At 64.6% G+C, this 24555-nt stretch carries 23 protein-coding genes; 12 read left to right on the top strand and 11 right to left on the bottom strand.

Annotation, left to right across the window (positions count from 1 at the left end; translation table 11 throughout):
- Positions 1-322: 322 nt before the first annotated feature.
- Positions 323-2203, top strand: a complete 1881-nt coding sequence (gene uvrC, locus EG244_RS11460; RefSeq protein ID WP_124965136.1) for an excinuclease ABC subunit UvrC — start codon at positions 323-325, stop codon at positions 2201-2203.
- An 81-nt stretch (positions 2204-2284) separates the two neighbouring features.
- Here uvrC and EG244_RS11465 read toward each other — a convergent pair whose 3' ends face one another.
- The 5 genes from EG244_RS11465 to EG244_RS11485 form a co-directional block, all read right to left on the bottom strand.
- Positions 2285-2941 (bottom strand): pseudouridine synthase, encoded by a 657-nt coding sequence (locus EG244_RS11465; RefSeq protein WP_124965137.1) that lies wholly within the window; start codon positions 2939-2941, stop codon positions 2285-2287.
- 64 nt (positions 2942-3005) lie between these two features.
- A complete protein-coding gene (locus EG244_RS11470) occupies positions 3006-3638 on the bottom strand; it encodes a LysE family translocator (protein ID WP_124965138.1) in 633 nt (210 codons plus the stop codon).
- A 108-nt stretch (positions 3639-3746) separates the two neighbouring features.
- Positions 3747-5885 (bottom strand): glycine--tRNA ligase subunit beta, encoded by a 2139-nt coding sequence (gene glyS, locus EG244_RS11475; RefSeq protein ID WP_124965139.1) that lies wholly within the window; start codon positions 5883-5885, stop codon positions 3747-3749.
- 3 nt (positions 5886-5888) lie between these two features.
- Positions 5889-6350, bottom strand: coding sequence for a DUF6446 family protein (locus EG244_RS11480; RefSeq protein WP_233588990.1), 462 nt, complete (start codon positions 6348-6350; stop codon positions 5889-5891).
- A 36-nt stretch (positions 6351-6386) separates the two neighbouring features.
- Positions 6387-7319, bottom strand: a complete 933-nt coding sequence (locus tag EG244_RS11485) for a glycine--tRNA ligase subunit alpha (protein ID WP_124965140.1) — start codon at positions 7317-7319, stop codon at positions 6387-6389.
- A 128-nt stretch (positions 7320-7447) separates the two neighbouring features.
- On the opposite strand from EG244_RS11485, the gene EG244_RS11490 reads away from it, so the two are divergent.
- A complete protein-coding gene (locus EG244_RS11490; protein ID WP_124965141.1) occupies positions 7448-9247 on the top strand; it encodes a peptidoglycan-binding protein in 1800 nt (599 codons plus the stop codon).
- A 5-nt stretch (positions 9248-9252) separates the two neighbouring features.
- On the opposite strand, the gene aqpZ is transcribed toward EG244_RS11490, so the two are convergent.
- On the bottom strand, positions 9253-9942 hold the full coding sequence (gene aqpZ / locus EG244_RS11495) for an aquaporin Z (RefSeq protein WP_124965142.1): 690 nt from the start codon (positions 9940-9942) through the stop codon (positions 9253-9255).
- A 142-nt stretch (positions 9943-10084) separates the two neighbouring features.
- On the opposite strand from aqpZ, the gene lipA reads away from it, so the two are divergent.
- Positions 10085-11035 (top strand): lipoyl synthase, encoded by a 951-nt coding sequence (lipA, locus tag EG244_RS11500; protein WP_233588991.1) that lies wholly within the window; start codon positions 10085-10087, stop codon positions 11033-11035.
- Positions 11036-11065: 30 nt separating this feature from the next.
- Here the strand turns inward: lipA and EG244_RS11505 are convergent, their stop codons facing one another.
- The 4 genes from EG244_RS11505 to EG244_RS11520 are packed head-to-tail and all read right to left on the bottom strand — an operon-like array spanning position 11066 to position 15344.
- Positions 11066-11824: a glycerophosphodiester phosphodiesterase family protein gene (locus EG244_RS11505; protein ID WP_124965144.1), complete on the bottom strand. Its 759-nt coding sequence runs from the start codon at positions 11822-11824 to the stop codon at positions 11066-11068.
- A 3-nt stretch (positions 11825-11827) separates the two neighbouring features.
- Complete coding sequence (locus tag EG244_RS11510; protein WP_124965145.1) at positions 11828-12292, bottom strand: RidA family protein; 465 nt, start codon at positions 12290-12292, stop codon at positions 11828-11830.
- 23 nt (positions 12293-12315) lie between these two features.
- Complete coding sequence (locus EG244_RS11515; protein ID WP_124965146.1) at positions 12316-13614, bottom strand: HlyD family type I secretion periplasmic adaptor subunit; 1299 nt, start codon at positions 13612-13614, stop codon at positions 12316-12318.
- A complete protein-coding gene (locus EG244_RS11520; RefSeq protein WP_124965147.1) occupies positions 13611-15344 on the bottom strand; it encodes a type I secretion system permease/ATPase in 1734 nt (577 codons plus the stop codon). Before EG244_RS11520 ends, EG244_RS11515 begins: the two co-directional genes overlap by 4 nt.
- Before the next feature lie 156 nt (positions 15345-15500).
- On the opposite strand from EG244_RS11520, the gene EG244_RS11525 reads away from it, so the two are divergent.
- The 9 genes from EG244_RS11525 (at position 15501) to EG244_RS11565 (ending at position 23912) form a co-directional block, all read left to right on the top strand.
- Entirely contained in the window at positions 15501-16253 is a 753-nt protein-coding gene (locus EG244_RS11525; protein WP_233588992.1) for an MlaA family lipoprotein, read from the top strand.
- Positions 16213-16845 carry an MlaC/ttg2D family ABC transporter substrate-binding protein gene (locus tag EG244_RS11530; protein ID WP_407644045.1) on the top strand — a complete coding sequence of 211 codons (633 nt, stop codon included), beginning with the start codon at positions 16213-16215 and terminating at the stop codon, positions 16843-16845. The genes EG244_RS11525 and EG244_RS11530 overlap by 41 nt, the downstream gene beginning before the upstream one ends.
- 183 nt (positions 16846-17028) lie before the next feature.
- On the top strand, positions 17029-17304 hold the full coding sequence (locus EG244_RS11535) for a hypothetical protein (RefSeq protein WP_124965148.1): 276 nt from the start codon (positions 17029-17031) through the stop codon (positions 17302-17304).
- Between the two features lie 155 nt (positions 17305-17459).
- Positions 17460-18236, top strand: a complete 777-nt coding sequence (rpiA, locus tag EG244_RS11540; RefSeq protein WP_124965149.1) for a ribose-5-phosphate isomerase RpiA — start codon at positions 17460-17462, stop codon at positions 18234-18236.
- A complete protein-coding gene (locus EG244_RS11545) occupies positions 18211-18723 on the top strand; it encodes a PH domain-containing protein (protein ID WP_158617293.1) in 513 nt (170 codons plus the stop codon). The genes rpiA and EG244_RS11545 overlap by 26 nt, the downstream gene beginning before the upstream one ends.
- On the top strand, positions 18720-20099 hold the full coding sequence (gor, locus tag EG244_RS11550) for a glutathione-disulfide reductase (protein WP_124965151.1): 1380 nt from the start codon (positions 18720-18722) through the stop codon (positions 20097-20099). The genes EG244_RS11545 and gor overlap by 4 nt, the downstream gene beginning before the upstream one ends.
- A 58-nt stretch (positions 20100-20157) precedes the next feature.
- Positions 20158-21354, top strand: coding sequence for an FtsH protease activity modulator HflK (hflK, locus tag EG244_RS11555; protein ID WP_124965152.1), 1197 nt, complete (start codon positions 20158-20160; stop codon positions 21352-21354).
- Positions 21351-22235 (top strand): protease modulator HflC, encoded by an 885-nt coding sequence (gene hflC / locus EG244_RS11560; protein ID WP_124965153.1) that lies wholly within the window; start codon positions 21351-21353, stop codon positions 22233-22235. Before hflK ends, hflC begins: the two co-directional genes overlap by 4 nt.
- Before the next feature lie 228 nt (positions 22236-22463).
- Positions 22464-23912, top strand: a complete 1449-nt coding sequence (locus EG244_RS11565) for a DegQ family serine endoprotease (protein ID WP_124965154.1) — start codon at positions 22464-22466, stop codon at positions 23910-23912.
- Positions 23913-23958: 46 nt separating this feature from the next.
- Here EG244_RS11565 and EG244_RS11570 read toward each other — a convergent pair whose 3' ends face one another.
- A complete protein-coding gene (locus tag EG244_RS11570; protein WP_124965155.1) occupies positions 23959-24441 on the bottom strand; it encodes a peptidoglycan-binding domain-containing protein in 483 nt (160 codons plus the stop codon).
- Positions 24442-24555 lie beyond the last annotated feature (114 nt).

The raw sequence follows: 24555 nt of genomic DNA on the forward strand, positions 1-24555 counted from the left end.
TGTTCCGCGACGCTTCGCGCAGGCAGATTCCGGGCCAGGGCTCTTGACTTGTCCACTGCGGGCATTTTGCGGCCGATCAAAGGCTGATTCCGAAGGGCTGAGGGGGACTATAGGGCGCGTGAATATAATTTATTAGTAATATCAATAAGTTACACGAGCGCCTAAAAAACAGGCAAACCGATAAAGGTTGTTAAATTTAAGGGAAAATCGACGTTCCCCAATGTTTCTCCGCAGAGTTATCCACATATTCCGTGGATGACTTGGCACTTGATCTTAGCAAATCACCAGGGCAGCCGATGACGACTCAAAGGCGGGAATCAGAATGATGGACGAAAGACCGGAAACAGAGGGTGAATCCAGGCTGACGGGTCATGCGCTGATCGCCGATCAGGTGCGTCGCCTTGATGGCTCGCCCGGGGTTTACCGGATGCTGAACGCCAAAAATGAGGTGCTCTATGTCGGCAAGGCGCGCAACCTGCGCGCGCGTGTGTCGAATTATGCCCGCCCCTCAGGCCATTCGGGCCGCATTGCGCGAATGATCTCTGAAACAACCGCCATGATGTTTCTGACCACCCGGACAGAGACCGAGGCGCTGCTGCTCGAGCAAAACCTGATCAAGCAGCTGAAGCCGCGGTACAACGTGCTGTTGCGCGATGACAAAAGCTTTCCGAATATTCTGATCACTGCCCATCCGGGCTATCCGCAGATCACCAAACACCGCGGCCGCCGCTCGGGCCCGGGGCATTTTTACGGGCCCTTCGCCAGCGCGGGCGCGGTGAACCGTACGCTGACGCAGTTGCAGCGGGTGTTTTTGCTGCGCAACTGCCCCGATACGATGTTCGCCAGCCGCACCCGGCCCTGCCTGCTTTATCAGATCAAGCGCTGCTCGGCTCCCTGCACCGGCGAGATCTCCGAGCCGGACTATCAGGCGCTGGTCGAAGACGCCCGCCGCTTTCTGGAAGGAAAATCCACCCGCATTCAGGCCGATCTGGCCGGGCAGATGCAGGCGGCCTCTGAGGCGATGGAATTTGAGCGCGCGGCGGCGCTGCGCGACCGTATCCGCGCGCTGACGGCTGTGCAGCAGGGCCAGGCAGTCAACCCGCGCAGCCTGGCTGAGGGCGATGTGGTGGCGCTGCATCTGGAGGGCGGGCAGGCCTGTGTTCAGGTGTTTTTCATCCGCGCCAATCAAAGCTGGGGCAACCGGGATTTCTACCCGCGCACCGGCGCAGGCGCGGAAGAGCCCGAGATTTTGCAGGCCTTCCTTGCGCAGTTTTATGACGCCCATGAGCCGCCGCGGCAGATCCTGCTGTCGCATGAGGTTGAGGACCCGGATCTTCTGAGTGATCTTCTGTCGCAAAAGGCAGGCCGCAAGGTGGAAATCCTGGTGCCCAAACGCGGTGAGAAGGCAGAGCTGGTGGAAAACGCCGCCCGCAATGCCCGCGAGTCGCTGGGCCGCCGGCTGGCCGAGACCACGGCGCAGTCAAAGCTGCTGGCCGGGCTGGCGGAGGCCTTTGAGCTGGATGCGCCGCCAAAGCGCATCGAGATCTACGACAACTCTCACATCATGGGGACCAATGCCGTGGGGGGCATGGTCGTCGCGGGCCCTGAGGGGATGATGAAAGGCGAATACCGCAAGTTCAACATTCGCGGCGAAGATCTGACGCCGGGCGATGACTTCGGCATGATGAAAGAGGTGCTGACGCGGCGCTTTGCCCGGCTTTTGAAAGAGGATCCGGAGCGGGCTTCTCCGTCCTGGCCGGATCTTTTGCTGATCGACGGCGGGGCGGGGCAGATTTCTGCCGTGGCGGAGGTTCTGGCCGGGATGGGGGTGGAGGATATCCCCTTTATCGGGGTGGCCAAGGGGGTGGACCGCGATCACGGCAAGGAAGAATTCCACCGCCCCGGTCAGCGTCCCATGGCGCTGCCGCGCAATCATCCGGTGCTCTATTTCATCCAGCGCATGCGCGATGAGGCGCACCGTTTTGCCATTGGCACCCATCGGGCGAAGCGGGCGAAATCCATGATGGCGACGCCGCTTGATGAAGTGCCGGGAGTGGGGGCGGCGCGCAAGCGCGCACTGCTGGCGCATTTCGGCTCGGCCAAGGCGGTGAGCCGGGCGGGGGTGCCGGATCTGATGGCGGTCGAGGGGATTTCAGCCTCTCTGGCGCAGAAGATTTATGATTTCTTCAACGCCAAAGGGTGAGAGGGCTGTCCGGGTTGGAGAGCGCCGGGGCGCTGCCCCGGACCCCGGAGTATTTGAGAAAAGCCAAAGCCGGGGAGTACGTCAGAAGGGGGCGGGGGCGGTGAAGCTTTGCATGACGCCGGTGTCGGGGTGGCGCAGGCGCAGGCTCTCGGCGTGGAGCATGAGGCGGGGGTGATTGCCGGCCTCGCCCTCGGCGTAGAGCGGATCGCCGAGGATTGGATGGCCGAGGGCGGCCATATGCACCCGCAGCTGGTGGCTGCGGCCGGTCAGCGGCATGAGGCGCACGCGGGTTTCACCATGGCCGGTTTTGACCGCGCGCCAGTCGGTAATGGCGGGTTTGCCGGTTTCGAAATTTACGTGCTGGCGCGGGCGGTTGGGCCAGTCGACGATCAGCGGCAGATCCACCCGGCCTTCTTTTTGCGCCATTTCGCCCCAAAGGCGGGCGGCATAGACTTTCTTCGGGATCCGCGCCTCAAATTGTTTGCCGAGGTGGCCCTGGGCGGCTTTGGTCCGGGCGAAGATGATGACGCCGGAGGTGTCGAGGTCGAGGCGGTGGACCAGCAGCACATCGGGGAAGTCATCGCGCAGTCGGTTGATCAGGCAATCCGTGCGGTCTTCGCCGCGTCCCGGCACGGAGAGGAGGCCTGAGGGTTTGTTCACAACGATGAGGGTTTCATCCGCGAAGAGGATCGCGGGCGGGCCCGGCGGGGGGGCATAGATGAAGGTGGTCTCGCTCACGCTGGTGGTCCCCGGGCTGATGGTCGGGGGGTTCTAGCGGATTGGCCGGCTGCTTTCCAGCGCCTCAGCCTGAGGTGGCAAGCCGCAGGGCCAGGGCGCCGAACATCAGCCCGGCGATGCGGTTCAAAAGCCCCATGCGGCGGCCAATGCTGCGGCCTGCAAGCCCCGCGAGGAGGCCGTAGGCCATGGTGACAAGGGTGCCTGTGGTGCAGAAGAGAAGGCCGAGGGCCAGGATCTGCAGTGCGGCGGGCGGGCCTTCGGGGGTGATGAACTGGGGCAGGAAGGCGAGGATAAAGAGGATCGGTTTCGGGTTGAGGATATTGGTCAGCGCGCCTTTGGCGATCACCGGCAGCAGGCGGTCGCTGCGGCCGACCTCTGTCGCATCCGGGCCTGGTGTTGCGGTGAAGCTTTTCCAGCCGAGCCAGACCAGATAGCCCGCACCGGCCCAGCGGATCACGTCGAGGGCCAGGGGATGGGCAGCGATGAGGGCGGCGACACCAAGGGCTGCGAGGGCGATGTGGAAAAGGCTGCCAAGGCCGGTGCCGAAGCCGGAGGCTGCGCCTGCGCGTGGCCCGGCTTTGATGCCAAAGGCGGTGGCGGTCAGGACATCGGATCCGGGGATCAGATTGAGCACGATACCGGCTGAGAGAAAGGTCATCAGCTGCGGCAGGCTCAGGAAAGTCAGAATTTCGGGCATGTCAGTCTCCGTCTCAGGGGACGGTGGACCGCGCGGGTGGTCTGCGCAAGGGCAAAGCAAAGGGCCGTGAAGCGGGTGCTTCACGGCCCTGAGGGTTTTTGAAAGGTCTCAGCCGTCGATGCGGGAGAGGTCGGCGACCTGGCCGCAGATCGTGCGGATGCGGTGCAGCAGGTTCAGCCGGTTACGGCGCACCAGCTGGTTGTCGCTGTTGACCTGAACGGCGGTGAAGAAGGCATCAATGGGCGCGCGCAGGGCGGCCATGGCGGCCATGGCAGCGGCGAAATCCTCGGTGCGCATGGCCGGGGTGATGCTGGCTTCAGCCTGGTCGAGCGCGGTGAAGAGCGCCTTTTCCTCATCGCCTTCGGCGAATTTGATGTCGGGGCCGAAGCTGTATTCGACGCCGTCTTTCGCCTCGGCCTGGGTGAGGATGTTATTGGCGCGCTTGAAGCCCTGGATCAGGTTGGTGCCATCTTCCGTCGACAGCATCGCCGAGAGCGCGCGGGCGCGTTTCACCAGCAGCGTGATGTCATCATTGCCCGGCATGGCAAGGCAGGCGTCGATCACGTCGTGGCGGATGCCTTCGTCTTTCAGGAAGACCTTCAGGCGGTCGTGGATGAAGCCCAGCAGATCGGTGGCAGGCGTCAGGGCGCATTCGGCCTCAACGCGGTCGGAAGAGAGGCTCGGGGCCTCGTCCGAGGTCACCACCGGCATGGCGGCGCGGTTGCGGCGCACCGGCTCTACCAGCGTTTGCAGCAGGTTCAGGCGCAGATCATTGGTCAGGATCAGACGGATCACCCCCAGAGCCGCGCGGCGCAGCGCGAAGGGATCTTTTGAGCCCGTGGGCTTTTCATCGATCGCCCAGAAGCCCGTCAGCGTGTCGAGCTTATCGGCCAGCGCCACGGCGACCGAAACCGGCGCGGTCGGCACCGTGTCGGTTGGCCCGAGCGGCGAGTAGTGATCGCGCGCGGCATCGGCCAGAGCCTGATCTTCACCGGCGGCGAGAGCGTAATAGCGGCCCATGGTGCCCTGAAGCTCGGGGAATTCGCCGACCATGGCCGAGCGCAGATCGAGCTTGGCGAGGCGGGCGGCGCGTTCGGTCAGCGCGGCATCCGCAGCCGTCACCGCGGAGAGCTCGCGGGCGAGCAGGGCGATGCGGTCGATACGACCGGCCTGGCTGCCGAGTTTGTTGTGGAAGGTCACGGACTTCAGGCCTTCGGCCCAGAGCGTCATGCCTTCATTGGCAACGCGCAGATCGTTGTCCCAGAAGAAGCGCGCATCCGACAGACGTGCGGCCAGAACCTTGCCGTTGCCCGCAAGGATGGTCGCGCCATTGTCGGCGGCCTCGGTATTGGCGACGGTCAGGAACTTTTCAATGCGGCCCGTGGCGGGGTTGCGGATCGAGAAGAACTTCTGATGCTCTTTCATCGAGGTCTGCAGCACTTCCGGCGGCAGGCCGAGGAATTCTTCCGCAATCGGCCCCATCAGCGGCACCGGCCATTCGACCAGACCCGCGATCTCGGTCAGAAGGCCCGCGTCTTCCACCACTTCCAGCCCTTGGGCAAAAGCGGTCTGGGTCGCGTAATTGCGGATGATCTCAGCACGCTCGGCCTGATCGAGGATCACTTTGGCGGCGCGAAGCTTGGCGAGATAATCGTCAAAGCTCTGCACGCCAAAGCGGCCCGGCGCGAGGAAGCGGTGGCCTTGGGTGGAATTGCCGGCGACGATGCCATCGACGTTCAGATCGACCACTTCGGCTCCGGCCTCAGTCGTGAGGATGCACAGGATCGAATGCAGCGGACGCACCCAGCGCAGATTGCCCGAGCCCCAGCGCATCGACTTCGGCCAGGGGAAGGTGCGGATGGTTTTTTCCAGCACATCCGCGATGATCGCCGGGGCTTTGCGGCCGGGCTTTTCCACCACGGCGTAATAGACCTGGGCCTTTTTGTCGTCGCGCACGACCAGCTGGTCCAGCGTCAGCCCGGTCGAGCGCAGAAAGCCCTCAATGGCGGGGCCGGGGGCGTCGGTGCGCGGGCCCTTGCGCTCTTCGCGCAGGGCCGGGCTTTCGGCGCTCAGGCCCTCAATGGTCAGGCACAGGCGGCGCGGGGTCGAGAAGGCACCGGCTGAGGCATAGGTCAGACCCGCCTCAACCAGACCGTCGGTGACCAGTTTCTTCAGGTCCTCACGCGCACGCGCCTGCATGCGGGCGGGGATCTCTTCCGAGAAAAGCTCGATCAGAAGGTCCGGCATGGCTCAGTTCTCCAATGTGCCGTTAAGCTGGTGCCAGGCAAAGACCCGGCCGTCAGGGTAAACTGCAAGAATTCGGTCAACACCGAGGTGAATTTCGCGCTCAGAAAGCAGCGCTTTGGCGGCTCCGCTTTGCAGATCCGCGCCAATGGTGGCGGCGTCAAAGCAGGAGAACCACGACGGCCCCGTCAGCGGTTCGGGCTTTTCGGCCGGAACCGCGTGGCTCAGCTCACCCGGATCGGCCAGCTGGGCGCAGGCGCGAAAGCGCAGCGGCGAGGAGGTGGCGTCGATCCCCTCAAACTCTGAGAGCGACAGCGGCTCAACACCGGTCTGCGTGGTGGCGCGCAGCACGGTCGTTTCGGGCAGCGTGTCGTAATAGGCATAGACCTGCAGCCAGTACATCGCCCCCCCCGCCAGAGCGGCAGAGGCGACGATGGCGATGGCGGCGGTGCGTCCGGTGAAAGCCATGTCAGACCTTCCCGTTCCGGCGCTCAGGCGCACGGGTCATAGGGTGGCACCTGCGGCTTCGGTCAGCACAAAGGCATCGGCGCATTTCTTCGCCAGCGCCCGGACGCGGCCGATATAGGCCTGACGCTCGGTGACCGAGATCACGCCGCGCGCGTCGAGCAGGTTGAAGAGATGCGAGGCCTTGATGCATTGGTCATAGGCCGGGTGCACCATGACATTGGCGCGGCCGTGGAACTTCGGATCCGTGGCCTCAAAGGCCAGCAGACGCGCGCATTCGGCTTCGGCATCCTCAAAGTGACGCAGCAGCATCTCAGGGGTGGCCCCGTCGAAGTTGTGGCGGCTGTATTCCTGCTCGGTCTGGCGGAAGACATCGCCATAGCTCAGCGGCACCGGGCTGTCGGGATCGTTGAAGGGCATCTCCATGACGTGGTCGACGCCAAGGACATACATCGCCAAACGCTCGATCCCATAGGTCAGCTCACCCGGGACGGGGCGGCAGTCATGCCCGCCAACCTGCTGGAAATAGGTGAACTGCGAGACTTCCATCCCGTCGCACCAGACTTCCCAGCCGAGGCCCCAGGCGCCCAGCGTCGGGCTTTCCCAGTCGTCTTCGACAAAGCGGATGTCATGCAGGCTGCTGTCGAGGCCGATCTCTTTCAGAGAGCCCAGATAGAGCTCCTGCAGGTTCGGCGGCGAGGGCTTCAGGATGACCTGATACTGATAGTAATGCTGCATCCGGTTCGGGTTTTCGCCGTAGCGTCCGTCGGTCGGACGGCGCGAGGGCTGCACATAGGCCGCAGCCCAGGGGCGCGAGCCGAGCGCACGCAGAATGGTGGCGGGATGGAAGGTGCCGGCGCCGACTTCCATATCATAGGGTTGAAGAACCGCGCAGCCCTGGGCCGCCCAGTAATTCTGAAGACGCAGGATCACATCCTGGAAACAACGGGGTTTCTCGGGGCTGACAGCCATGGTTGACCTCTTGAAAAGCCCTTGTCTCATAGGCAAGAGGCGGGGAAGGGTCAATAAAGGGCTCGATTCAGCGCAGTTTTTGTTAACAAATCTTCCGGGTAAGACGGATTTTGAAGGAACGGGTGCGGATGGTGCGGCGGTTGAGACTTGGAACGGCGACGGCTCTGGTGGCTCTGGTGGGATGGACCGGGGCGGTGCGGGCACAGGAGGGGGCCGGACAGGTCTGGATTCAGATCGAGGCGCGCAACTCGCTTCCCGCCGCAGAAGAGCGGTTGCAGCGCTGGTCGGCAGAGCTTCCCGGTGTGACGGGCTTTCGGCTGTCTTCGGGCTGGATCGCCGTGGCCATTGGCCCTTTCTCCCCCGATGAGGCCCGCGCAAGGCTGAGCGAGCTGCGCGCCGCCGGGATGATCCCCGCCGACAGCTATATCCCCGACAACCGCCTGTTGCGCGAACAAATCTGGTCAGACGGCAGCGCGCCACTGGCCGCCCCGCCGCTGGGGGCACCGATTGCGCCGGTCACAGCCGCGCCGCTGACGGATCCGGCCGCGCCGGGCCCCGGGGCATCGGAGGTCACTTCCCCTGCGCCCGAGGCTCCGGCTGAGACACTTGCACAGTCCCGCGCCGCGGAAGCCCGTCTGACCCGCGAAGAGCGCCGAAATATCCAGGAAGCTCTGGCCTGGGCGGGAACCTATACCTCTGCGGTGGACGGGGCCTTTGGTCCGGGCACCCGGGCGGCCATCAGCGAATGGCAGGGCCGGATGGAGTATGATCCGACCGGCGTTCTCAGCACGGCGCAGCGCAGCGAGCTGGTCGGTGCCTGGCAGGCCGAGGTGACGGCCCTGGGGCTGGAGCTGGTGAAGGACGAAGAGGCGGGCATTCAGGCGGTGCTGCCGCTGGGGCTGGTGGAATTTGACCGCTATGCCCCGCCCTTCGTGCTCTACCGACCCAAAGCGCAAAGCGGGATGGAGCTGCGCCTTATCAGCCAGCCCGGCGATCAGGCGCTGCTGGAGGCGCTTTATCACGACCTCGCTGCCAGTGGCCTCGTGCCTTCTGAGGGGCCGCGCGAGCTGCGCCGCGGCGGCTTTACCCTTTCGGGTCGCGATGGCGCGGTCGAGGTGCATGCCCGGGCGGAGCTTGATGGCGCGGCGATCCGGGGCTGGCTGCTGCGCGCCCCGGTGGCTGAGGCGGACCGCAGCCTGCGGGTGATGCAGAGCCTGTCCTCGGGCTTTAAGGGCATCGGGCGGCAGGTCCTCGACCCTGGTCTCGTGCCGATTGATGAGGGGCTGCGCGCGCAGCTGCAAAACGGGCTTGAGCCTGCGCCGCCGCGGGCAGCCCTCAGCGGGTTTTACATCGACGGTGCCGGTCAGGTCATGACGGCCCTCGCACCGCTGGAGGGCTGCCGCGAGGTCTATCTCGACAATGTTACCCGGGCTGAGGTGAGCTGGCAGGATGCGGATCTGGGGCTGGCAGTGCTGCGCCCGGCCACGCCGCTTGCGCCCGCGGTGGTGGCGGGCTTTGCGGCTGCATTGCCGGTGCGCGGCGCGGAAGCCGTGCTCAGCGGTTTTTCCTTTGGCGCGGGGCTCTCGCTGCCCTCGGTCAGCTTCGGGCGGCTGGAGGCCGGGACCGCGCCGGACGGCACGCCGGGCCGCGCCACCCTGCGCATGGCGGCGACCCTCGCGGATGCGGGCGGGGCCGTGCTGGGGCCGGACGGGCTGGTGATCGGTGTGCTGCTGCCCGACACCGAGGTTGCGGGCACGGCCCTGCCAGAGGGCGTGTCGCTGATCGCGCCCGCGCCGCAGATCCTCGGTGGGTTGGGCCGTGGCGGCCCGCGTCTGCAGGCCGCTCCGTCTCAGGGTGGGGTCAAAGCCCCGGAGGATCTGACCCGGATCGGGTCAGACCTCGCGGTGCAGGTGATCTGCCGCAGTTAAGCGGCTTACTTCGCGTCGGGCCGCGTCAGGCCCGCCGCATAAACCACCCCGGCGACGATACCACCCGCCAGCGGCGCCAGGATGAAGACCCAGAGATCGGCCAGCGCCTTGCCCCCGACAAAGAGCGCAGGCCCGATCGAGCGGGCGGGGTTCACCGAAACGCCGGTGACATTGATGCCGACAAGGTGAATGCCCGCCAGGGTCAGACCGATCGCCAGACCCGCAAAGCCCGCAGGCGCTGCCGCCGAGGTGGCGCCAAGGATCACGGTGACAAAAACAAAGGTCATCACAAATTCAAAGATCAGCGCGGCACCGAGGCTGTATTCCCCCAGATAGCCCGCGCCATAGCCGTTCTGGCCAAGGCCATTGACCGAGATGTCATAGCCCGCAGTGCCGCTGGCAATCATCCACAGCAGAGCAGCGGCAATCACCGCCCCGATCACCTGGGCGATCATATAGCCCGCGGCCTCTCCCATGGGCATGCGGCCCGCGCTGACCATACCGATGGTCACGGCGGGGTTCAGATGGGCACCGGAAATCGCCCCCAGACCATAAGCGGCGGCAATCACGCCGATCCCGAAGGCCATCGCGATGCCATGCATACCGATTTTATCGCCCATAAGGACGGCGGCGCCACAGCCGAATATGACAAGAATAAAAGTTCCGAGCGCCTCTGCGACGAGTTTATGCGACATAAAATACTCCCTCCCCGCCTGGCGGGGCTCCTGATACATCCCGCTGAAAATGGCTCACCCCGGCCCTTGGGCAGGTGGCGTTGCGTTGCGGGCAAAATCAGCCTATCTCAGGGTCAGCCATGCCGTCAGGGGGGGAATTCCTTTGCGCGATCTCAAGCTGCCCGAACAGCGCCATCCGGAAAAAGCCCACCGTCCGGACAATGCCCAGCCGAAAAAACCATCCTGGATCCGGGTGAAAGCCCCGACCTCAGAGGGTTACAGGCAGACCCGCGATATTCTGAAGTCGAATAAGCTGGTCACCGTCTGCGAAGAAGCGGGCTGCCCCAATGTGGGCGAATGCTGGAGCCAGGGTCACGCCACCATGATGATCATGGGCGAGATCTGTACCCGCGGCTGCACCTTTTGCAACGTCGCCACCGGCAAGCCCCAGGCGCTTGACGCCTTTGAGCCCGGCCGCGTGGCCCATGCGGTGCAGAAACTCGGTCTGAACCATGTGGTTGTGACCTCGGTTGACCGCGACGATCTGGAGGACGGCGGGGCCGAGCATTTCGCTCAGACCATCCGCGCGATCCGCCACCGCTCGCCCGGGACGACGATTGAAGTGCTGACGCCGGACTTTCTGAAATGCCCGCCCTCAGCGCTTGAGAAGGTGGTCGAGGCGCGCCCGGATGTCTTCAACCACAACCTCGAAACCGTGCCCGCGCTTTACCACGAAGTGCGCCCTGGCGCGCGCTACTTCCATTCGCTGCGTCTTTTGCAGCGCGTGAAAGAGCTGGATCCGTCGATGTTCACCAAATCGGGCATCATGGTCGGCCTGGGCGAAGAGCGTCAGCAGGTGCTGCAGGTCATGGATGACATGCGCTCGGCGGATATCGATTTTCTGACCGTCGGTCAGTATCTGCAGCCGACGCCGAAGCACCACGGCATCGCGCGGTTCATCACGCCCGAAGAGTTCGCCGCTTATGAAAAAGCCGCGCTGAACAAGGGCTTCCTGATGGTGTCGGCCACGCCTCTCACCCGTTCGAGCTATCACGCGGGCGATGATTTTCAGCGGATGCGCGCCGCGCGCGAAGCCCGCCTCGGCCGGGTCTGAACGGATAAGCCGCCCCCCGGGGCGGCTTTTTCATGGCAGCGCAGCGCGGTAGCCTTCAAAGGTCACATTGCAGGCGATCTGCCGCGCTTTGGCTTCTTCCGCTGCAGAGCGGATGGTCCAGCACAGCACATCCGCCCCAAGCCCGCGCAGCCGTGTCACCGCAGCGCTGCCGAGATCGCGGTGGTGATGCGAGATGAACGAGGCCCCGGTGGTCTCGTAATCGGCAATTGCGTTCAGCCGGGCGCGCGTCGCCGGGGACAGCCCTTCGGCGTCTTTTCCGCGCCAGGTCATGGTGGTGAGCCCGCGGGCCACATCGGGCAGATGATCCGCCAGCGAGGCGACGAGGGCGGGATCGAAAGACATCACCGCCAGAGCGCCCCGGTAGCTGCGCAGCAGGGGCGCTGCCGCCGCGGCCAGGCGGTCGCCGCCATCCCGCTGGGGTTTGAATTCCAGCAAAAGCGGTACGCTGCCTGCCACCAGATCCAGCACATCAGACAGAGGCGGCGGATGCTCCGCTCCGCCCAGCAGCGGAAGGGTGCTCAGGCGTCCGGCCGGGGTTTCATCCACCCGGCCGGATGTGCCGGTCAGACGGCTGAGGTCTTCGTCGTGAAAGACGAAAACCTCATTATCGGCGCTGATCTGCAGGTCCAGTTCAACCGCATAGCCCGCAGCCATGGCCGCGCGGATGGCAGCCATGCTGTTCTCGGGGCAGGCGGCGGTGCCGTCATGCAGGGCGCGATGCGCCACAGGCAGGCGCTTTAACCGCTCCGGCAGCCGTGGCGCGGGCATGGCTCAGACCAGCTCGAAGATGGCCTCAACCTCGACCGCCACGCCAAAGGGCAGCGAGGCGGCCGAGACCGCCGAACGGGCGTGACGGCCTGCCTCGCCAAAGACCTCAACCATCAGATCCGAGGCACCGTTGATCACCTTCGGCTGGTCGGTGAACTCAGGCGTCGAATTGACAAAGCCCACCAGTTTCACGACGCGGGCAATCCGGTCGAGATCGCCCCCGCAGGCCGCACGGGCCTGGGCAATCAGGGCCAGGGCACAGCGCTTTGCGGCGGCAGCGCCGTCTTCGGTGCTCAGCCCGGCGCCGAGTTTGCCGGTGATCAGGCCCTCGGGGCCTGCGCTGATCTGGCCCGAGACATAAAGCATCGTGCCGCTTTTGACGGCGGGGACGTAATTTGCCGCCGGGGCGGGGGCGTCGGGCAGGGTGAGGCCAAGTTCCGTAAGGCGGGCGTCGATTTTACCGGTCATCTGCAATCTCCTGTCGTATCGGCTCAACTCTCCCGGAAGGCCCGGGTGAAGTAATCCGTAAAGGGCCGGATCAGGAACTGCAAAGGAGTTCGCTCTTCGGTGCGGATCCAGGCGTCAGCGGGCATCCCTGGCCGGAGGGTCACTCCGTGCAGATTCCCGGTGGTTGCGTCGTGCAATGTGATTTCGGCGCGGTAGTAGGGCTGCGGGTGATTCGCTTCGCTGAGGGCATCGGCAGAAAGCCTCGCGATGGTGCCGGTCATCTGAGGCGCATTGCGCAAAGTGAAGGCAGGGAAGGTAATCCGCACCTCCTGGCCGGGGTATACCTGATCGATATATCGGTCCGGAACCCGGGCGCTGATGACCAGGGGTCGGTCCTGCGGAACGATATAAAGCGCAGGCTCGGCGGCGCGCAGCACGGCGCGGGGGGTGGTGATCGCAAGGTTCAGCACAAGGCCCGCGGCGGGGGCGCGCAGATCCAGCCGGGCGATACGGTCGGTCAGGCTGCGGCGGCGCTCAGAGAGTTCGGCGAGGCGCAGGGCGGTCTCGCGCAGCTCCAGCCCGGCCTCGGTGCGGCGGGTGGCATCAAGGCGCAGGACCTCAAGCGCGGTTTCGGCAATGCGCTCTCCCGCCTGGGCCTGCGCGGCGAGCAGTTCGCCCCGCGCGCCCGACAGCCGCGCCGCCTCACGGCGCAGCGCAAGAAGGCGGCCGATCTGCGCCAGCCCCTTGTCAAAGAGATCCTGCTGGGCGCGCAACTCCTGGCCGATGAGGCGCGACTGCTCCTCAAGGGCGATGGTCTGCGCGACCAGGCCTTCGCGCAGGCTGCGGGTCTGGGCGGCGCGCAGGTTCAGCTGTGCGCGCTGCTGGGTCAGGCTGGCGCGGCGCGCCTCAAAGAGAGAGGTCTGCGCGGTCAGAACTGCGGCGGTCTCCGGCGACAGCCTGGCGCGCTCCTGCAGTTCAGAGGGCATCTGCGGTATGCGGTGGCCGGCTTCTTCCGCCTCAAGACGGCCCCGGCGGGCAAGCAGCTCAAAATACTGCGCCTCAAGGACCGCCAGCTCAGAGCGCAGCATCCCGCCGTCAAGGCGCAGCAGAACCTGGCCCTCGGTCACCGCGTCGCCTTCGCGCACCAGAATTTCCACCACCATGCCGCCCTCAGGATGCTGCAGGATCTGGCGGCTTTCTGCGACCTCAATGCGCCCGGATGCGACAATCGCGCCGGTGATCCTGGTCATCATGCCCCAGGCGATGCTGCCTGCGAAAAGCAGAGCCACCGTCACAAGTCCCGGAAGAACCTGTCGGCGTGCGGACCAGGGCGGGGCTGTCATGATGCGCCCCCCGTCACGGCTGAGCGCAGGTCCGTGTGGTTGCGCACCTGCGCGCGCAGCACCTGATCGCGGGGACCAAAGGCGGTACAAAGCCCGCCTTCAAGCACCAGAAGAAGGTCGCATTCCTGAATGGCGGCAGGGCGGTGCGCCATAATCAGCACGGCCCCGCCCGCCTCTTTGACGCTGCGCACGGCCTGATTCAGCGCGCCTGAGCCTTCGGCATCAAGGTTGGAATTCGGCTCATCGAGCACCAGCAGCACCGGATCGTCATAGAGCGCGCGTGCCAGACCGATGCGCTGGATCTGCCCGCCTGAGAGCGGCGCGCCCGCGGCGCTGAGCCGGGTCTCATAGCCCTGGGGAAGCTGCAGGATCATCTCATGGGCTCCGGCGCGGGCGGCGGCGCGCAGAATGGCGGCAGGCTCAGGCGCAGGATCCAGACGGGCGATATTCTCGGCGACCGTGCCTTCAAAAAGCACAACCCGCTGCGGCAGACAGCCGATCAGCCGGCCGAGCCGGTCACTGTCGAACTGCGCAAGGGGGGCTGCATCCAGGGTGATGCGCCCGGCTCCGGCGGGCCAGTGACCGGTCAGCGCGCGGGCAAGGCTGGATTTTCCCGCCCCCGAAGGGCCGATGACACCCAGAGCCTGGCCGGGGTGCAGATCAAAACTGAGGCCGCGCAGCACGGCCGCCGCCTCTCCGGGCGGCGCGAGCGTCAGGTTTTGCACCGACAGATGCGCGCGGGGGCGCGGCAGGGGCAGACGGGGGGTGGGCTTGGGCACGCGGGTCAGCAGGCGCGCCAGACGCGCATGACCCTCACGGGCATGGGTGATGACGCCCCATTGGCCGATAACCGCTTCAACAGGGGCAAGGGCGCGGCCCAGCAGGATCGACGCCGCGATCATCGCGCCTGCCGTCAACTCGTCGCGCAGGACCAGAAATGCCCCAAGCCCCAGCATCAGGGACTGCAGCAAAAGCCGAAATGTCCGGGTCAGCGCGCCAAAGCCGCCCCCCGCATCCGAGGCCTGCAGCGCCGCCGCCGTCCGCGCGCGGCGCGCCTCTGTCCAGCGGTGAAGCGCGTTTGCCTGCATCCCCAGAACGCGCAGGGTGGCGGCCTCTGCGCGAAACTGATCGGCGAGCTGCTCTTCGTGCTGCGCGGTCGCGGCGGCGCGGATCAGCGGCAGGCGGGTCACCCGCTCATTGAGCAGGGTCACACAGATCAGCACCGCGCCGCCGCACAGCGCAAAAGCGCCGCAGAGCGGGTGAAACACAAAAAGCAGCAGCAAAAAGAGCGCAGCCCAGGGCAGATCAAACAGCGCCATCAGCGCGGGCGAGATCAGCAGGCGCTGCACGGCCTCCAGATCGCGCGGGGCGGTTTGTGCCAGAGCATCACCGGGAAAGACGGCAGCGAGCCGGGCCGCTGCCAGAAACACCCGCCCGTCGAGGCGCTCCTGGAAAACCGCGCCGATCCTGGCCGCAATCCGCCCCCGCAGATGATCAAGCAGCCCCATGGCGGAAAAAAGAAAGACAATCAGCCCGCTTAATGCGACGAGTGTGGCCTCTGAGTGAGAGCCGAGCACCCGGTCGTAGACCTGAAGCATATAAACCGGCCCCGCCAGCATCAGCAGATTGACCATGGCGGTGAAGAAAAACACCGTCACAAACAGCCCGCGCTGGCCGCGCTGCGCGGCGCGCAACTCCTGCAGACCTGTGCGGCTGTCCGCCTCTCTCATCGCAGAGACTCCCTTCCGTTGCCGCAGAAGTGAGCCTGAAAACGGTTAATATAATGCGATAAATCGGGTGCTCCATTGCGGTTGACCCCGAGAATTTTAGGTATATCAGGACAGCCGGAATGTTCTGTCGAAGATCCGCCCCTGGTGAGGTATCACGTGACCGTTGTAGCATCTGCCAAATCATCCCGTTTTCCGCTGGCGGCACTGTCTGCTGCGGTTCTGCTCACGGCCTGTGCGCCGGCACCGCGCAGCGCCGAAGATCCGCTGGAGCCGGTGAACCGGGCGGTGCACGGCTTTAACCTGGCTGCCGACCGCTTTGTGCTGCGCCCGGCGGCGGTGGTGAGTGGTCCGGTGATGCAAAGCCCGGTGGGCACGGCGGTCAGCAATTTCTCGGATAACCTTGGCACGCCTCAGGCAGCGGTCAATCACCTGCTGCAGGCGCGCTTTGCCGATGCCACCCACAGCGCCTGGCGCTTTGCGGTGAACAGCACCATCGGCCTTGCCGGTCTCTTTGATCCGGCGACCGTGATGGGGCTGGAGGAGCGCGACACCGATTTCGGCGAAACGCTGCACAGCTGGGGCATGGGCGAGGGGCCCTTCGTCATGCTGCCGCTGAAGGGGCCGTCGAACGCCCGCGATGCGCTGGGAGAAGTCGTCGATGTCTTCACCGATCCGCTCGATAATGTGCTGAGCGACGGGCAGCAGGAGGTGGCGACCGGCGCCTGGGTCCTGTCAAAAGTCGGTGATCGGGCCCGCTATCTGGAGACTGTGGACTCGATCCTCTACGGAAGTGCCGATAGTTACGCGCAGACGCGGTTGATGTATCAACAGAACCGCCGCTTTGAACTTGGTCAGGAGGCCGGAGACGATGCGTTCATCGATCCGTATGAAGACGCTGACAGCAACTGACCCGCGCCGTCGGGCCTTGCTGGCAGGAGGCGCGGTTTTTGCCGGGCTGATGCTGGCGGGTGCGCCGGTTATGGCATTTGACGTCAATTCGGCGCGCAGTCTGATCGACCGCGCGATTGCCGATGTGAATGGGATCATCGCCTCTGGTAAGGGCGAGGCCGCCATGCTGCGCGATTTTGAAGGGATTTTCGCCCGCTATGCGGATGTGAATGCCATCGCGCGCTCTGCGCTGGGGCCGACCGCGCGGTCGCTTTCTGCCCCACAGCTTGCGGCTTTCACCGAGGCGTTCCGCGTTTATATCGCGCGCAAATATGGCCGCCGCTTCCGCGAGTTTATCGGCGGGCAGATCGAAGTGACCGGGGCGAAGCCGATCAAAAGCTACTTTGAGGTCAGCTCGATCGCGCGTCTGCGCGGTCAGTCGCCCTTTGATCTGCGCTGGCAGGTCTCGGACCGCTCAGGCAAGCCGCTGTTTTTCAATATTATTATTGAAGGCATCAATATGCTTGCGACCGAGCGTGCAGAGATTGGCGCCATGTTCGACCGTCGCCGTGGCGATCTGAACCTGCTGATCCAGGATCTGAAGTCGATCTGAGCGCAGGCGACAGAATCACACAACGGGGGCCTTCGGGCCCCCTTTTTCGTTTGGGACGGCGCCGCCGTTAAGCTTAACATATCACATTGTATGTATTACATACTTTAGTGTGGACTAAAATTAAGAAAGCATCGTATCCTGCATCTGTTGGTTGCAGCATGACCCTGATATAAGGTGATGATGATGCCTGTGATTGTTTTGATAATTCTGTCCTCGCTGGGCTGGCTGCTGTCGGTCCTCGCTGTCATCAGCCTGAGTGGTGTGGGACTGTGGTCGGTGCTGGGGATCTGGCTCTGCCTGATTGTGGTTTTCGGGGTCACTCTGCGCCGCGCCCTGTCAGCCGGTTCCGAAGCGTCGTCACGGCTGCACTATGAACTTGCCGCTGATCTGGACGCCCTGCGGGAAAGGCGCTCTGAGGCGAATTCCTCTGCCAGGGCTGCAGCCACGCGGCGGATCTGAAAAGACCTCTCTCCTCCTCCCCTGGCCCGTCTGTGTCCCCCGCAGGCGGGCTTTTTCATGCCCCTGGTGGATTGCGATAAGACCTGCGGGGGGATTTCCTCTCGCCCCGGCAGGCCGGTTTGCCTATAAGCAGGCATGCCAGACGGAGTGTTGTTATGCCTGCAGACCTTTCCCCCATTGACCGCGCCAAATATGCCGCCTCGCGCCGGGCGGTGGATTTTGTTGAGGACGGAATGCGGGTCGGCCTCGGGACCGGATCGACCGCCGCCTGGATGGTGCGCTGCCTCGCAGAGCGGGTGAAGGCCGAAGGGCTGAAGCTGCAATGCGTGCCGACCTCGACCCGCACGGCGGAGCTGGGGCGGGAACTGGGCCTCAATATCGTCACCCTGGAAGAGGCGGGCTGGCTGGATCTGACCATCGATGGGGCGGATGAGTTTGATCCCGAACTCTCGCTCGTCAAAGGCGGCGGCGGTGCGCTTTTGCAGGAAAAGATCGTGGCCACGGCCTCGGACCGGATGATCGTCATCACCGATGCCGCCAAAGAGGTGAAGCATCTTGGTGCCTTCCCGCTGCCGGTGGAGGTGATCCCCTTTGGCTGGCAGGCCAGCCGCACTTTGATCGCTGAACTGATCGGCGGCTCGGATGTCATGGGCCATGAGATCACTTTGCGGATGAACGGCGATCAGCCCTTCCGCACCGATGAGAACAACTTCATCCTGGATCTGCATCTGGGCCGCATCGGCAATCCGCGTGAGCTGTCGCTGCTGCTGAACCAGATCGCGGGGGTGGTCGAAAACGGCCTTTTCCTCGATATCTGCGACACGGTGATCGTGGGCTATGGCGATGGCCGGGTGGAGCTGCACGACATGGCCGGGCGCGAAGTCGGGGATGAGCCGGTGCCGGGCAATGTCTTCACCGACGGAGATCTTTGAGCGCATGACGGTGGATGTCCGCCGCTCAGCCCGCGGCACGCTTTCTTCCCTGGTCAGCCTTGGGCTTTTTCTCGGGGCAGGCTGCCTGCTTTTGAGCCGCGAATATATGGCGCTGCGCCCCTCAACGGCGATGATCATCGTCGGGGTGTTGCTGCTGCTCTGGGCGGGGGTGATCTCCAACGGGCTGCGCCGTCCGGTGCTGATGTCGGCGGATGGCACGGGCGTGCGGGTGCGGCGGCTGATCGGACATCACAGTTTCGCGTGGAAGGACCTCACCTTCGCGAATTTCGACGGTTCGGATCGCGCGGTGATCCTTGGCGGCTATATCAATGGCAATATGCGCTATGCGGCTGTGCCCAAGCGCATCGCCAGTGTGGCGGATCTTGAGGAGGCGGCAGCGCTTTTCGCGCAGCACCGCCCGGATCTGCCGCAGACCATGGGACAGCCGGGGATCCCCCTCGCGCAGACGAAGGAGAGCGCAGAATGACGGGCGCGCAGGCTTTTGATTATGATCTCTTTGTCATCGGCGGCGGCTCAGGCGGCGTGCGCGCGGCAAGGATCGCTGCCGGTGAAGGCAAAGCAAAGGTCGCTCTGGCCGAAGAATACCGCCTGGGCGGCACCTGCGTTATCCGCGGCTGTGTGCCGAAAAAGCTGATGGTTTTCGCCAGCGGCTTTCCGGCCCAGGTTGAGGATGCGGCGGCCTATGGCTGGCAGGCCTCGGTCGGCGCTTTCGACTGGACGGCGTTTCGCGGCAAACTCGACGCCGAGCTTGACCGCCTGGAGGCGGCTTACCGCTCGGGCCAGACCGGGGCGGGTGTGACGCTTTACGCCGCCCGTGCCACGGTGACGGGGCCGCATTCCCTGCGCCTCAGCACCGGGGAAGAGGTCACGGCCAAACACATTCTGATCGCCGTGGGCGGCAGGCCGATGGTGCCGGATCTGCCGGGGGCGGAACTGGCGCTGACCTCGAATGAGATGTTCCTGCTCGACCAGCTGCCTGAAAGCATTCTGGTGGTGGGGGGCGGCTATATCGCCTGCGAATTCGCCTGCATCCTGCATGGGCTCGGGGTGAAGGTGACGCAGATGTACCGCGGCAAACAGATCCTGCGCGGCTTTGACCTGGAGGCGACGGGCTATGTCCAGCGCGCCATGACCGGGCGCGGGATTGATCTGCGCCTTGAGACCGATCTGGTGCAGCTTGAAAAAGCGCAGGGCGGCGTCGCCGTCACCGACACCACGGGCGCGGTGACCACCTATGGGGCAGTGATGTTCGCCACGGGCCGGGTGCCGAACTCGCAGGGTCTTGGCCTTGAAGAGGCGGGCGTGAAACTGGGCGTGAAGGGCGAGGTCATCGTCGATGACTACAGCCAGACCTCGGTGCCCTCGATCTTTGCGGTGGGCGATGTCACTGACCGGGTCAACCTGACCCCGGTGGCGATCCGCGAGGGTCATGCCTTTGCCGATACCGTCTTTAAAGGCCAGCCGCGCAAGGCCGATCACAGCCTGATCCCGGCCGCCGTTTTCGCGCAGCCTGAGATGGGGACGGTGGGTCTGTCGGAAGAAGCCGCCGCGGCCCAGGGCGTGGTGGAGATCTACACGACCTCCTTCCGCCCGATGCAGACGCTTTTTGCCGGACGCGATGATCGCGCTTTCTTTAAGCTGGTGGTCTGTGCCACCTCGCGCAAAGTGCTTGGGTGTCATATTGTCGCGCCTTCGGCCGGCGAGTTGATCCAGCTGGTGGCCATTGCGATCCGCATGGGCGCAACAAAAGAAGATTTCGACCGGACGATGGCGGTGCATCCGACCATTGCCGAGGAACTCGTAACCATGAGAAATCCGGTCAGAACCGTGGGAACCGCTTGATTTCAGCGGATCAATACCCAGTTTAGAACCAACCGGATTGTGTGAGAAGGAACAGGGAATGGCAGGCAGCGGAGGACCATGGGGCGGCGGCTCGGGTGGCAACGACGGTGATAAACGTGGCCAGCAGGGCGGCAACGGCGGTGGCGGCGGGCGTAAGCCCGGACCCGAGGGTCCCCAGATCCCCGAAATCGACGAGCTGATGAAGAAAGGCCAGGAGCAGCTGCGCGTCCTTATGGGCGGTCGTGGCGGCAATGGTCAGGGCGGCGGACGCGGCCCCGGGGGCCCGTCTTCGGGCAGCCCGCTGTTCTCCAAAGGCACGGCGCTGCTGGCGGTTGTGGGGGCTGCGGTGGTCTGGGGCATGGCCTCATTCTACACCGTAAAGCCCGAAGAACGCTCGGTTGAGCTGTTTCTTGGTGAATATCGCGGCATCGGCAGCCCGGGTCTGAACTTCGCGCCCTGGCCGCTGGTCCGCGCTGAGATCGTTCAGGTGACCGGCGAGCGGGTGACCGATGTCGGCACCGGCCGTGGCGGTGCGCTTGACACCGGGCTGATGCTGACGCGCGATCAGAACATCGTGGATATCGAATTCCAGGTGGTCTGGAACGTCTCGGATCCGTCGAAGTTCCTGTTCAACCTGCGTGAGCCCTCGGATACCATCCGGGCGGTCTCTGAATCCGCGATGCGCGACATCATTGCGCGCTCGGAGCTGTCGCCGATTCTGAATCGGGACCGTGGCGCGATTGCCTCGGATCTGCGCGCGGCCGTTCAGACCACCCTCGACAGCTATGAGGCCGGGATCAACGTGGTGCGGGTCAACTTTGACCGCGCCGACCCGCCGCGCGAAGTGATCGACAGCTTCCGCGAAGTCCAGGCCGCGCAGCAGGAGCGTGACCGCCTTGAAAAAGAGGCAGACGCCTATTCGAACCGCGTCACCGCCGGTGCCCGTGGTGAAGCCGCGCGCCTGATGGAGCAGTCCGAGGGCTACCGCGCCCAGGTGGTCAACGCCGCCCAGGGTGAGGCAAGCCGCTTCCTTGCGGTCTATGAGGAATATGTCAAAGCGCCGGAAGTTACCCGTCGCCGGATGTATCTGGAGACCATGGAAGAAGTACTCGGCGGCGTGAACAAGGTCATTCTTGACGGCGTAAGCGGCGGCGAAAACGGCCAGGGCGTGGTGCCCTTCCTGCCGCTGAATGAGCTGAACCGCGGTCTGACCGCGCCGGCGGCAGGTGCTGCGCAGACGGGGGTAAGCCAATGAACAAACTGAACTTTGCGATTCCTGTTCTGGTGCTGATCGCTGTGGGCGTGCTCTCGTCGGTCTTCATCGTTGATGAGCGTGAAAAGGCCATGGTGCTGCAGTTTGGTCAGGTCAAACAGGTCAAGGAAGAGCCGGGTCTGGGCTTTAAGATCCCGCTGATCCAGGAAGTCGTGACCTATGAAGACCGGATCCTCGGTCTGCAGACCCAGCCGCTGGAAGTCACCCCGCTGGATGACCGCCGTCTGGTGGTTGATGCCTTCGCCCGCTGGCGCATCACCAATCTCGTGGACTTCCGCGAAGCGGTGGGCGCAGGCGGCGAAGAGGCGGCTCAGGTCCGTCTTGAGCGCATCGTTACCGCCGCGATCCGTGAGGTTCTCGGCGGCGTGCCCTCGAACCGGGTGCTCTCAGAGGACCGGACCGCGCTGATGAACACCATCCGCGACAGCGCGCGCCGTCAGGCCGCGTCGCTTGGCGTGGATATCGTCGACGTGCGTCTGACCCGCACCGATCTGCCCGAGCAAAACCTTGCCGCCACCTATGCCCGTATGCGGGCTGAGCGTGAGCGTGAGGCCGCGGATGAGCGCGCGCGTGGTGAAGAAGCCGCACAGCGTGTGCGCGCCTCTGCAGACCGGACCGTGGTTGAGCTGACCTCTGACGCCCGTCGTCAGGCCGAAGTGATCCGCGGTGAGGCCGATGCAGAGCGGAACCGCGTCTATGCCGAAGCCTTTGGCCGCGATCCGGAATTCTTCGCTTTCACCCGCTCGCTGACCTCGTATCAGCGCGCGATGAAGCCGGGGAACTCCTCGATCGTCATGCAGCCCGACAGCACCTTCTTCGAATATCTGCGCTCCGATCAGCCGCCGGCTCCGGCTGGCAACTGATCCTTCGCAGGATGAAATGCAGAAAAGGCCGGTCCCCGCGACCGGCCTTTTTTCCTGAGCGGGGTTCAGCTTAAGCGTGATAACGCCGGATCATCTCGCGTTAATCGCGAGTCCTCACAAGCCGGGGAGATTGTTGCAACACTCTTTGCTTTCCCCCTTCCTTTGCCCATGTTCGACAGGAATGGGGGCACTCCGCGCCCCATGACCAAGACGGAGGATGTCTTTGAGATGAATTCCAGTCCCCTGACCCTGCCGCAGCGTCCGCTGCGTGCGCTCTGGCTGGGTGTTGTTGCGCTGGCTTTTGCCCTGTCGCAGACCATGGCTGTTGAGGCGCGTGGAGCGCCGGAAACCTTTGCGGATCTGGCTGATAAAGTCAGCCCTGCGGTGGTCAATATCACCACCTCAACGGTGGTTGAGCAGCCCGCCGGCCAGGGCGGCCCACGTTTCCCCGAGGGCTCGCCCTTTAATGATTTCTTCCGTGAGTTCATGGACCGCGACCCCGGCCAGCAGGCTCCGCAGCGCGGCCAGGCGCTTGGCTCGGGCTTTGTGATCTCGGAAGACGGGCTGATCGTCACCAATAACCACGTCATTGAAGGCGCGGATGACATCGAGATTGAGTTCTTCTCGGGCAACCGCATGAAGGCCACGCTGATCGGCACCGATCCCAAGACCGATATTGCGGTGCTGAAGGTCGACGCCACTGAAAAGCTGCCCTTCGTGACCTTCGGCGATGCCGATGCCTCGCGTGTGGGCGACTGGGTCGTGGCCATGGGCAACCCGCTCGGTCAGGGCTTCTCGGTCTCGGCCGGGATCGTCTCGGCGCGCAAGCGCTCGCTCCAGGGGGCCTATGACGATTACATCCAGACCGATGCTGCCATCAACCGCGGCAACTCGGGCGGGCCGCTCTTCAATATGGACGGCGAAGTGATCGGCGTGAACACGGCGATTCTGTCGCCCAACGGCGGCTCGATCGGCATCGGCTTCGCCATGAGCTCGAATGTCGCCTCGCGCGTGGTCGAGCAGCTTCGTGAGTTCGGCGAAACCCGTCGCGGCTGGCTGGGCGTGCGCATCCAGGACGTGAGCCCGGATATCGCCGAAGCCATGGGCCTGTCGAAAGCCGCAGGCGCATTGGTGACCGATGTCCCGGAAGGCCCGGGCAAAGACGCGGGCATCCTGGCCAATGACGTCATCCTGAAGTTCGACGGCGTGGATGTGGCCGATACCCGTGCGCTGGTGCGTCAGGTCGGCGATACCGATGTCGGCAAAGCTGTGCCGGTGCTGGTTCTGCGCGGCGGTAAGGAAGTAACCATCGACGTCACTCTGGGTCGCCGTGAGACCGCTGAAGGCGAAGGCAATGCCGCCCGTCCGGATGCGCAGGTCCGGCCGCAGCAGGAAAACCTGATGGGGATGCGCCTGCGCCCGGTGACGGAAGCCGAAGGCAAAGCCGCCGGTGTGGCCCAGGGCCTGCTGATTGAGGCTGTTGACGCGGGTGCAGAAGCCGAAACCAAAGGCCTGCGCGCCGGAGATCTGCTGACCGAAGCCGGGCAACAGCCGCTGGCCTCGGTGCAGGATCTGCAAAAGCGCGTCGAAGAGGCGAAGGATGCGGGCCGCAAATCGCTGCTGCTGCTGGTGCGCCGCGGCACGGATTCGCGCTTTGTGGCGCTCGCGCTGCAATAAGCCTGCGCGGATAATCCGGAAAGGCGGCTCTGCGGAGCTGCCTTTTTTAATGCGCGATCAGCCCCAGCGAGAGCGCCGCGCCGCGCGACAGGATCGGGCTGTTGAGACCCGCCGCCGCCTGATAGCGCTGCAGCGCCGTCAGAGTGGCGCCATCGGGCTCTCCGGTCACCGGCCCCTCATAAAGCCCCCGCGCCTTCAGGGCCCGCTGGAGGGAGGCATAAAAGAGATCTGCGCCGCCTACTTCCGGCGGGCAGGGGATGCGAAACCAGATCCGGCTGCGCGGGCGCAGCTCGCGCTGGACACTCTCGCTGACAATTCCGCGCAACGGATCAAGCCGCTGCTCGGTGACGGTTTCAAACTGCGCCGGACGCTCGCTGCTGTGCCAGCACTGTCCCGCATCGGGCAGGGGCGGGGTAAAGCGCAGCTCTGCGCTCAGGTCCGGCTGCGCCAGAGGCGGGGGAACCTGAGGGCGCGTCGTGCATCCGCCGAGCAGAAGCGCCATGGCTCCGTAGTAAATCAACCCGCGCATTCCGCCCTGCCTGCTGTTCCTTCCTCAGTTTAGCGGCAGGCCGTGGCACTGGTCAAACCTCTCCGGCTGCATTATCTGAGTGTTGAAACGACTGGCAGCAGCATCAGGAGCCCC

It is taken from the genome of Falsigemmobacter faecalis (assembly GCF_003863335.1).
GTDB lineage: Bacteria > Pseudomonadota > Alphaproteobacteria > Rhodobacterales > Rhodobacteraceae > Wagnerdoeblera > Wagnerdoeblera faecalis.

What these genes read in the sequence shown, in the direction of transcription:
- rpiA (WP_124965149.1), top strand. Translation starts at nt 17,460, where the DNA reads ATGCCTGCAGACCTTTCCCCCATTGACCGCGCCAAATATGCCGCCTCG.
- EG244_RS11490 (WP_124965141.1), top strand. Translation starts at nt 7,448, where the DNA reads ATGGTGCGGCGGTTGAGACTTGGAACGGCGACGGCTCTGGTGGCTCTG.
- EG244_RS11565 (WP_124965154.1), top strand. Translation starts at nt 22,464, where the DNA reads ATGAATTCCAGTCCCCTGACCCTGCCGCAGCGTCCGCTGCGTGCGCTC.
- EG244_RS11520 (WP_124965147.1), bottom strand. Translation starts at nt 15,344, where the DNA reads ATGAGAGAGGCGGACAGCCGCACAGGTCTGCAGGAGTTGCGCGCCGCG.
- EG244_RS11515 (WP_124965146.1), bottom strand. Translation starts at nt 13,614, where the DNA reads ATGACAGCCCCGCCCTGGTCCGCACGCCGACAGGTTCTTCCGGGACTT.
- hflK (WP_124965152.1), top strand. Translation starts at nt 20,158, where the DNA reads ATGGCAGGCAGCGGAGGACCATGGGGCGGCGGCTCGGGTGGCAACGAC.
- EG244_RS11545 (WP_158617293.1), top strand. Translation starts at nt 18,211, where the DNA reads ATGTCTTCACCGACGGAGATCTTTGAGCGCATGACGGTGGATGTCCGC.
- glyS (WP_124965139.1), bottom strand. Translation starts at nt 5,885, where the DNA reads ATGCCGGACCTTCTGATCGAGCTTTTCTCGGAAGAGATCCCCGCCCGC.
- uvrC (WP_124965136.1), top strand. Translation starts at nt 323, where the DNA reads ATGATGGACGAAAGACCGGAAACAGAGGGTGAATCCAGGCTGACGGGT.
- EG244_RS11510 (WP_124965145.1), bottom strand. Translation starts at nt 12,292, where the DNA reads ATGACCGGTAAAATCGACGCCCGCCTTACGGAACTTGGCCTCACCCTG.
- EG244_RS11480 (WP_233588990.1), bottom strand. Translation starts at nt 6,350, where the DNA reads ATGGCTTTCACCGGACGCACCGCCGCCATCGCCATCGTCGCCTCTGCC.
- EG244_RS11535 (WP_124965148.1), top strand. Translation starts at nt 17,029, where the DNA reads ATGCCTGTGATTGTTTTGATAATTCTGTCCTCGCTGGGCTGGCTGCTG.
- EG244_RS11530 (WP_407644045.1), top strand. Translation starts at nt 16,213, where the DNA reads ATGCGTTCATCGATCCGTATGAAGACGCTGACAGCAACTGACCCGCGC.
- hflC (WP_124965153.1), top strand. Translation starts at nt 21,351, where the DNA reads ATGAACAAACTGAACTTTGCGATTCCTGTTCTGGTGCTGATCGCTGTG.
- EG244_RS11570 (WP_124965155.1), bottom strand. Translation starts at nt 24,441, where the DNA reads ATGCGCGGGTTGATTTACTACGGAGCCATGGCGCTTCTGCTCGGCGGA.
- EG244_RS11505 (WP_124965144.1), bottom strand. Translation starts at nt 11,824, where the DNA reads ATGCCCGCGCCACGGCTGCCGGAGCGGTTAAAGCGCCTGCCTGTGGCG.
- EG244_RS11485 (WP_124965140.1), bottom strand. Translation starts at nt 7,319, where the DNA reads ATGGCTGTCAGCCCCGAGAAACCCCGTTGTTTCCAGGATGTGATCCTG.
- aqpZ (WP_124965142.1), bottom strand. Translation starts at nt 9,942, where the DNA reads ATGTCGCATAAACTCGTCGCAGAGGCGCTCGGAACTTTTATTCTTGTC.
- EG244_RS11470 (WP_124965138.1), bottom strand. Translation starts at nt 3,638, where the DNA reads ATGCCCGAAATTCTGACTTTCCTGAGCCTGCCGCAGCTGATGACCTTT.
- gor (WP_124965151.1), top strand. Translation starts at nt 18,720, where the DNA reads ATGACGGGCGCGCAGGCTTTTGATTATGATCTCTTTGTCATCGGCGGC.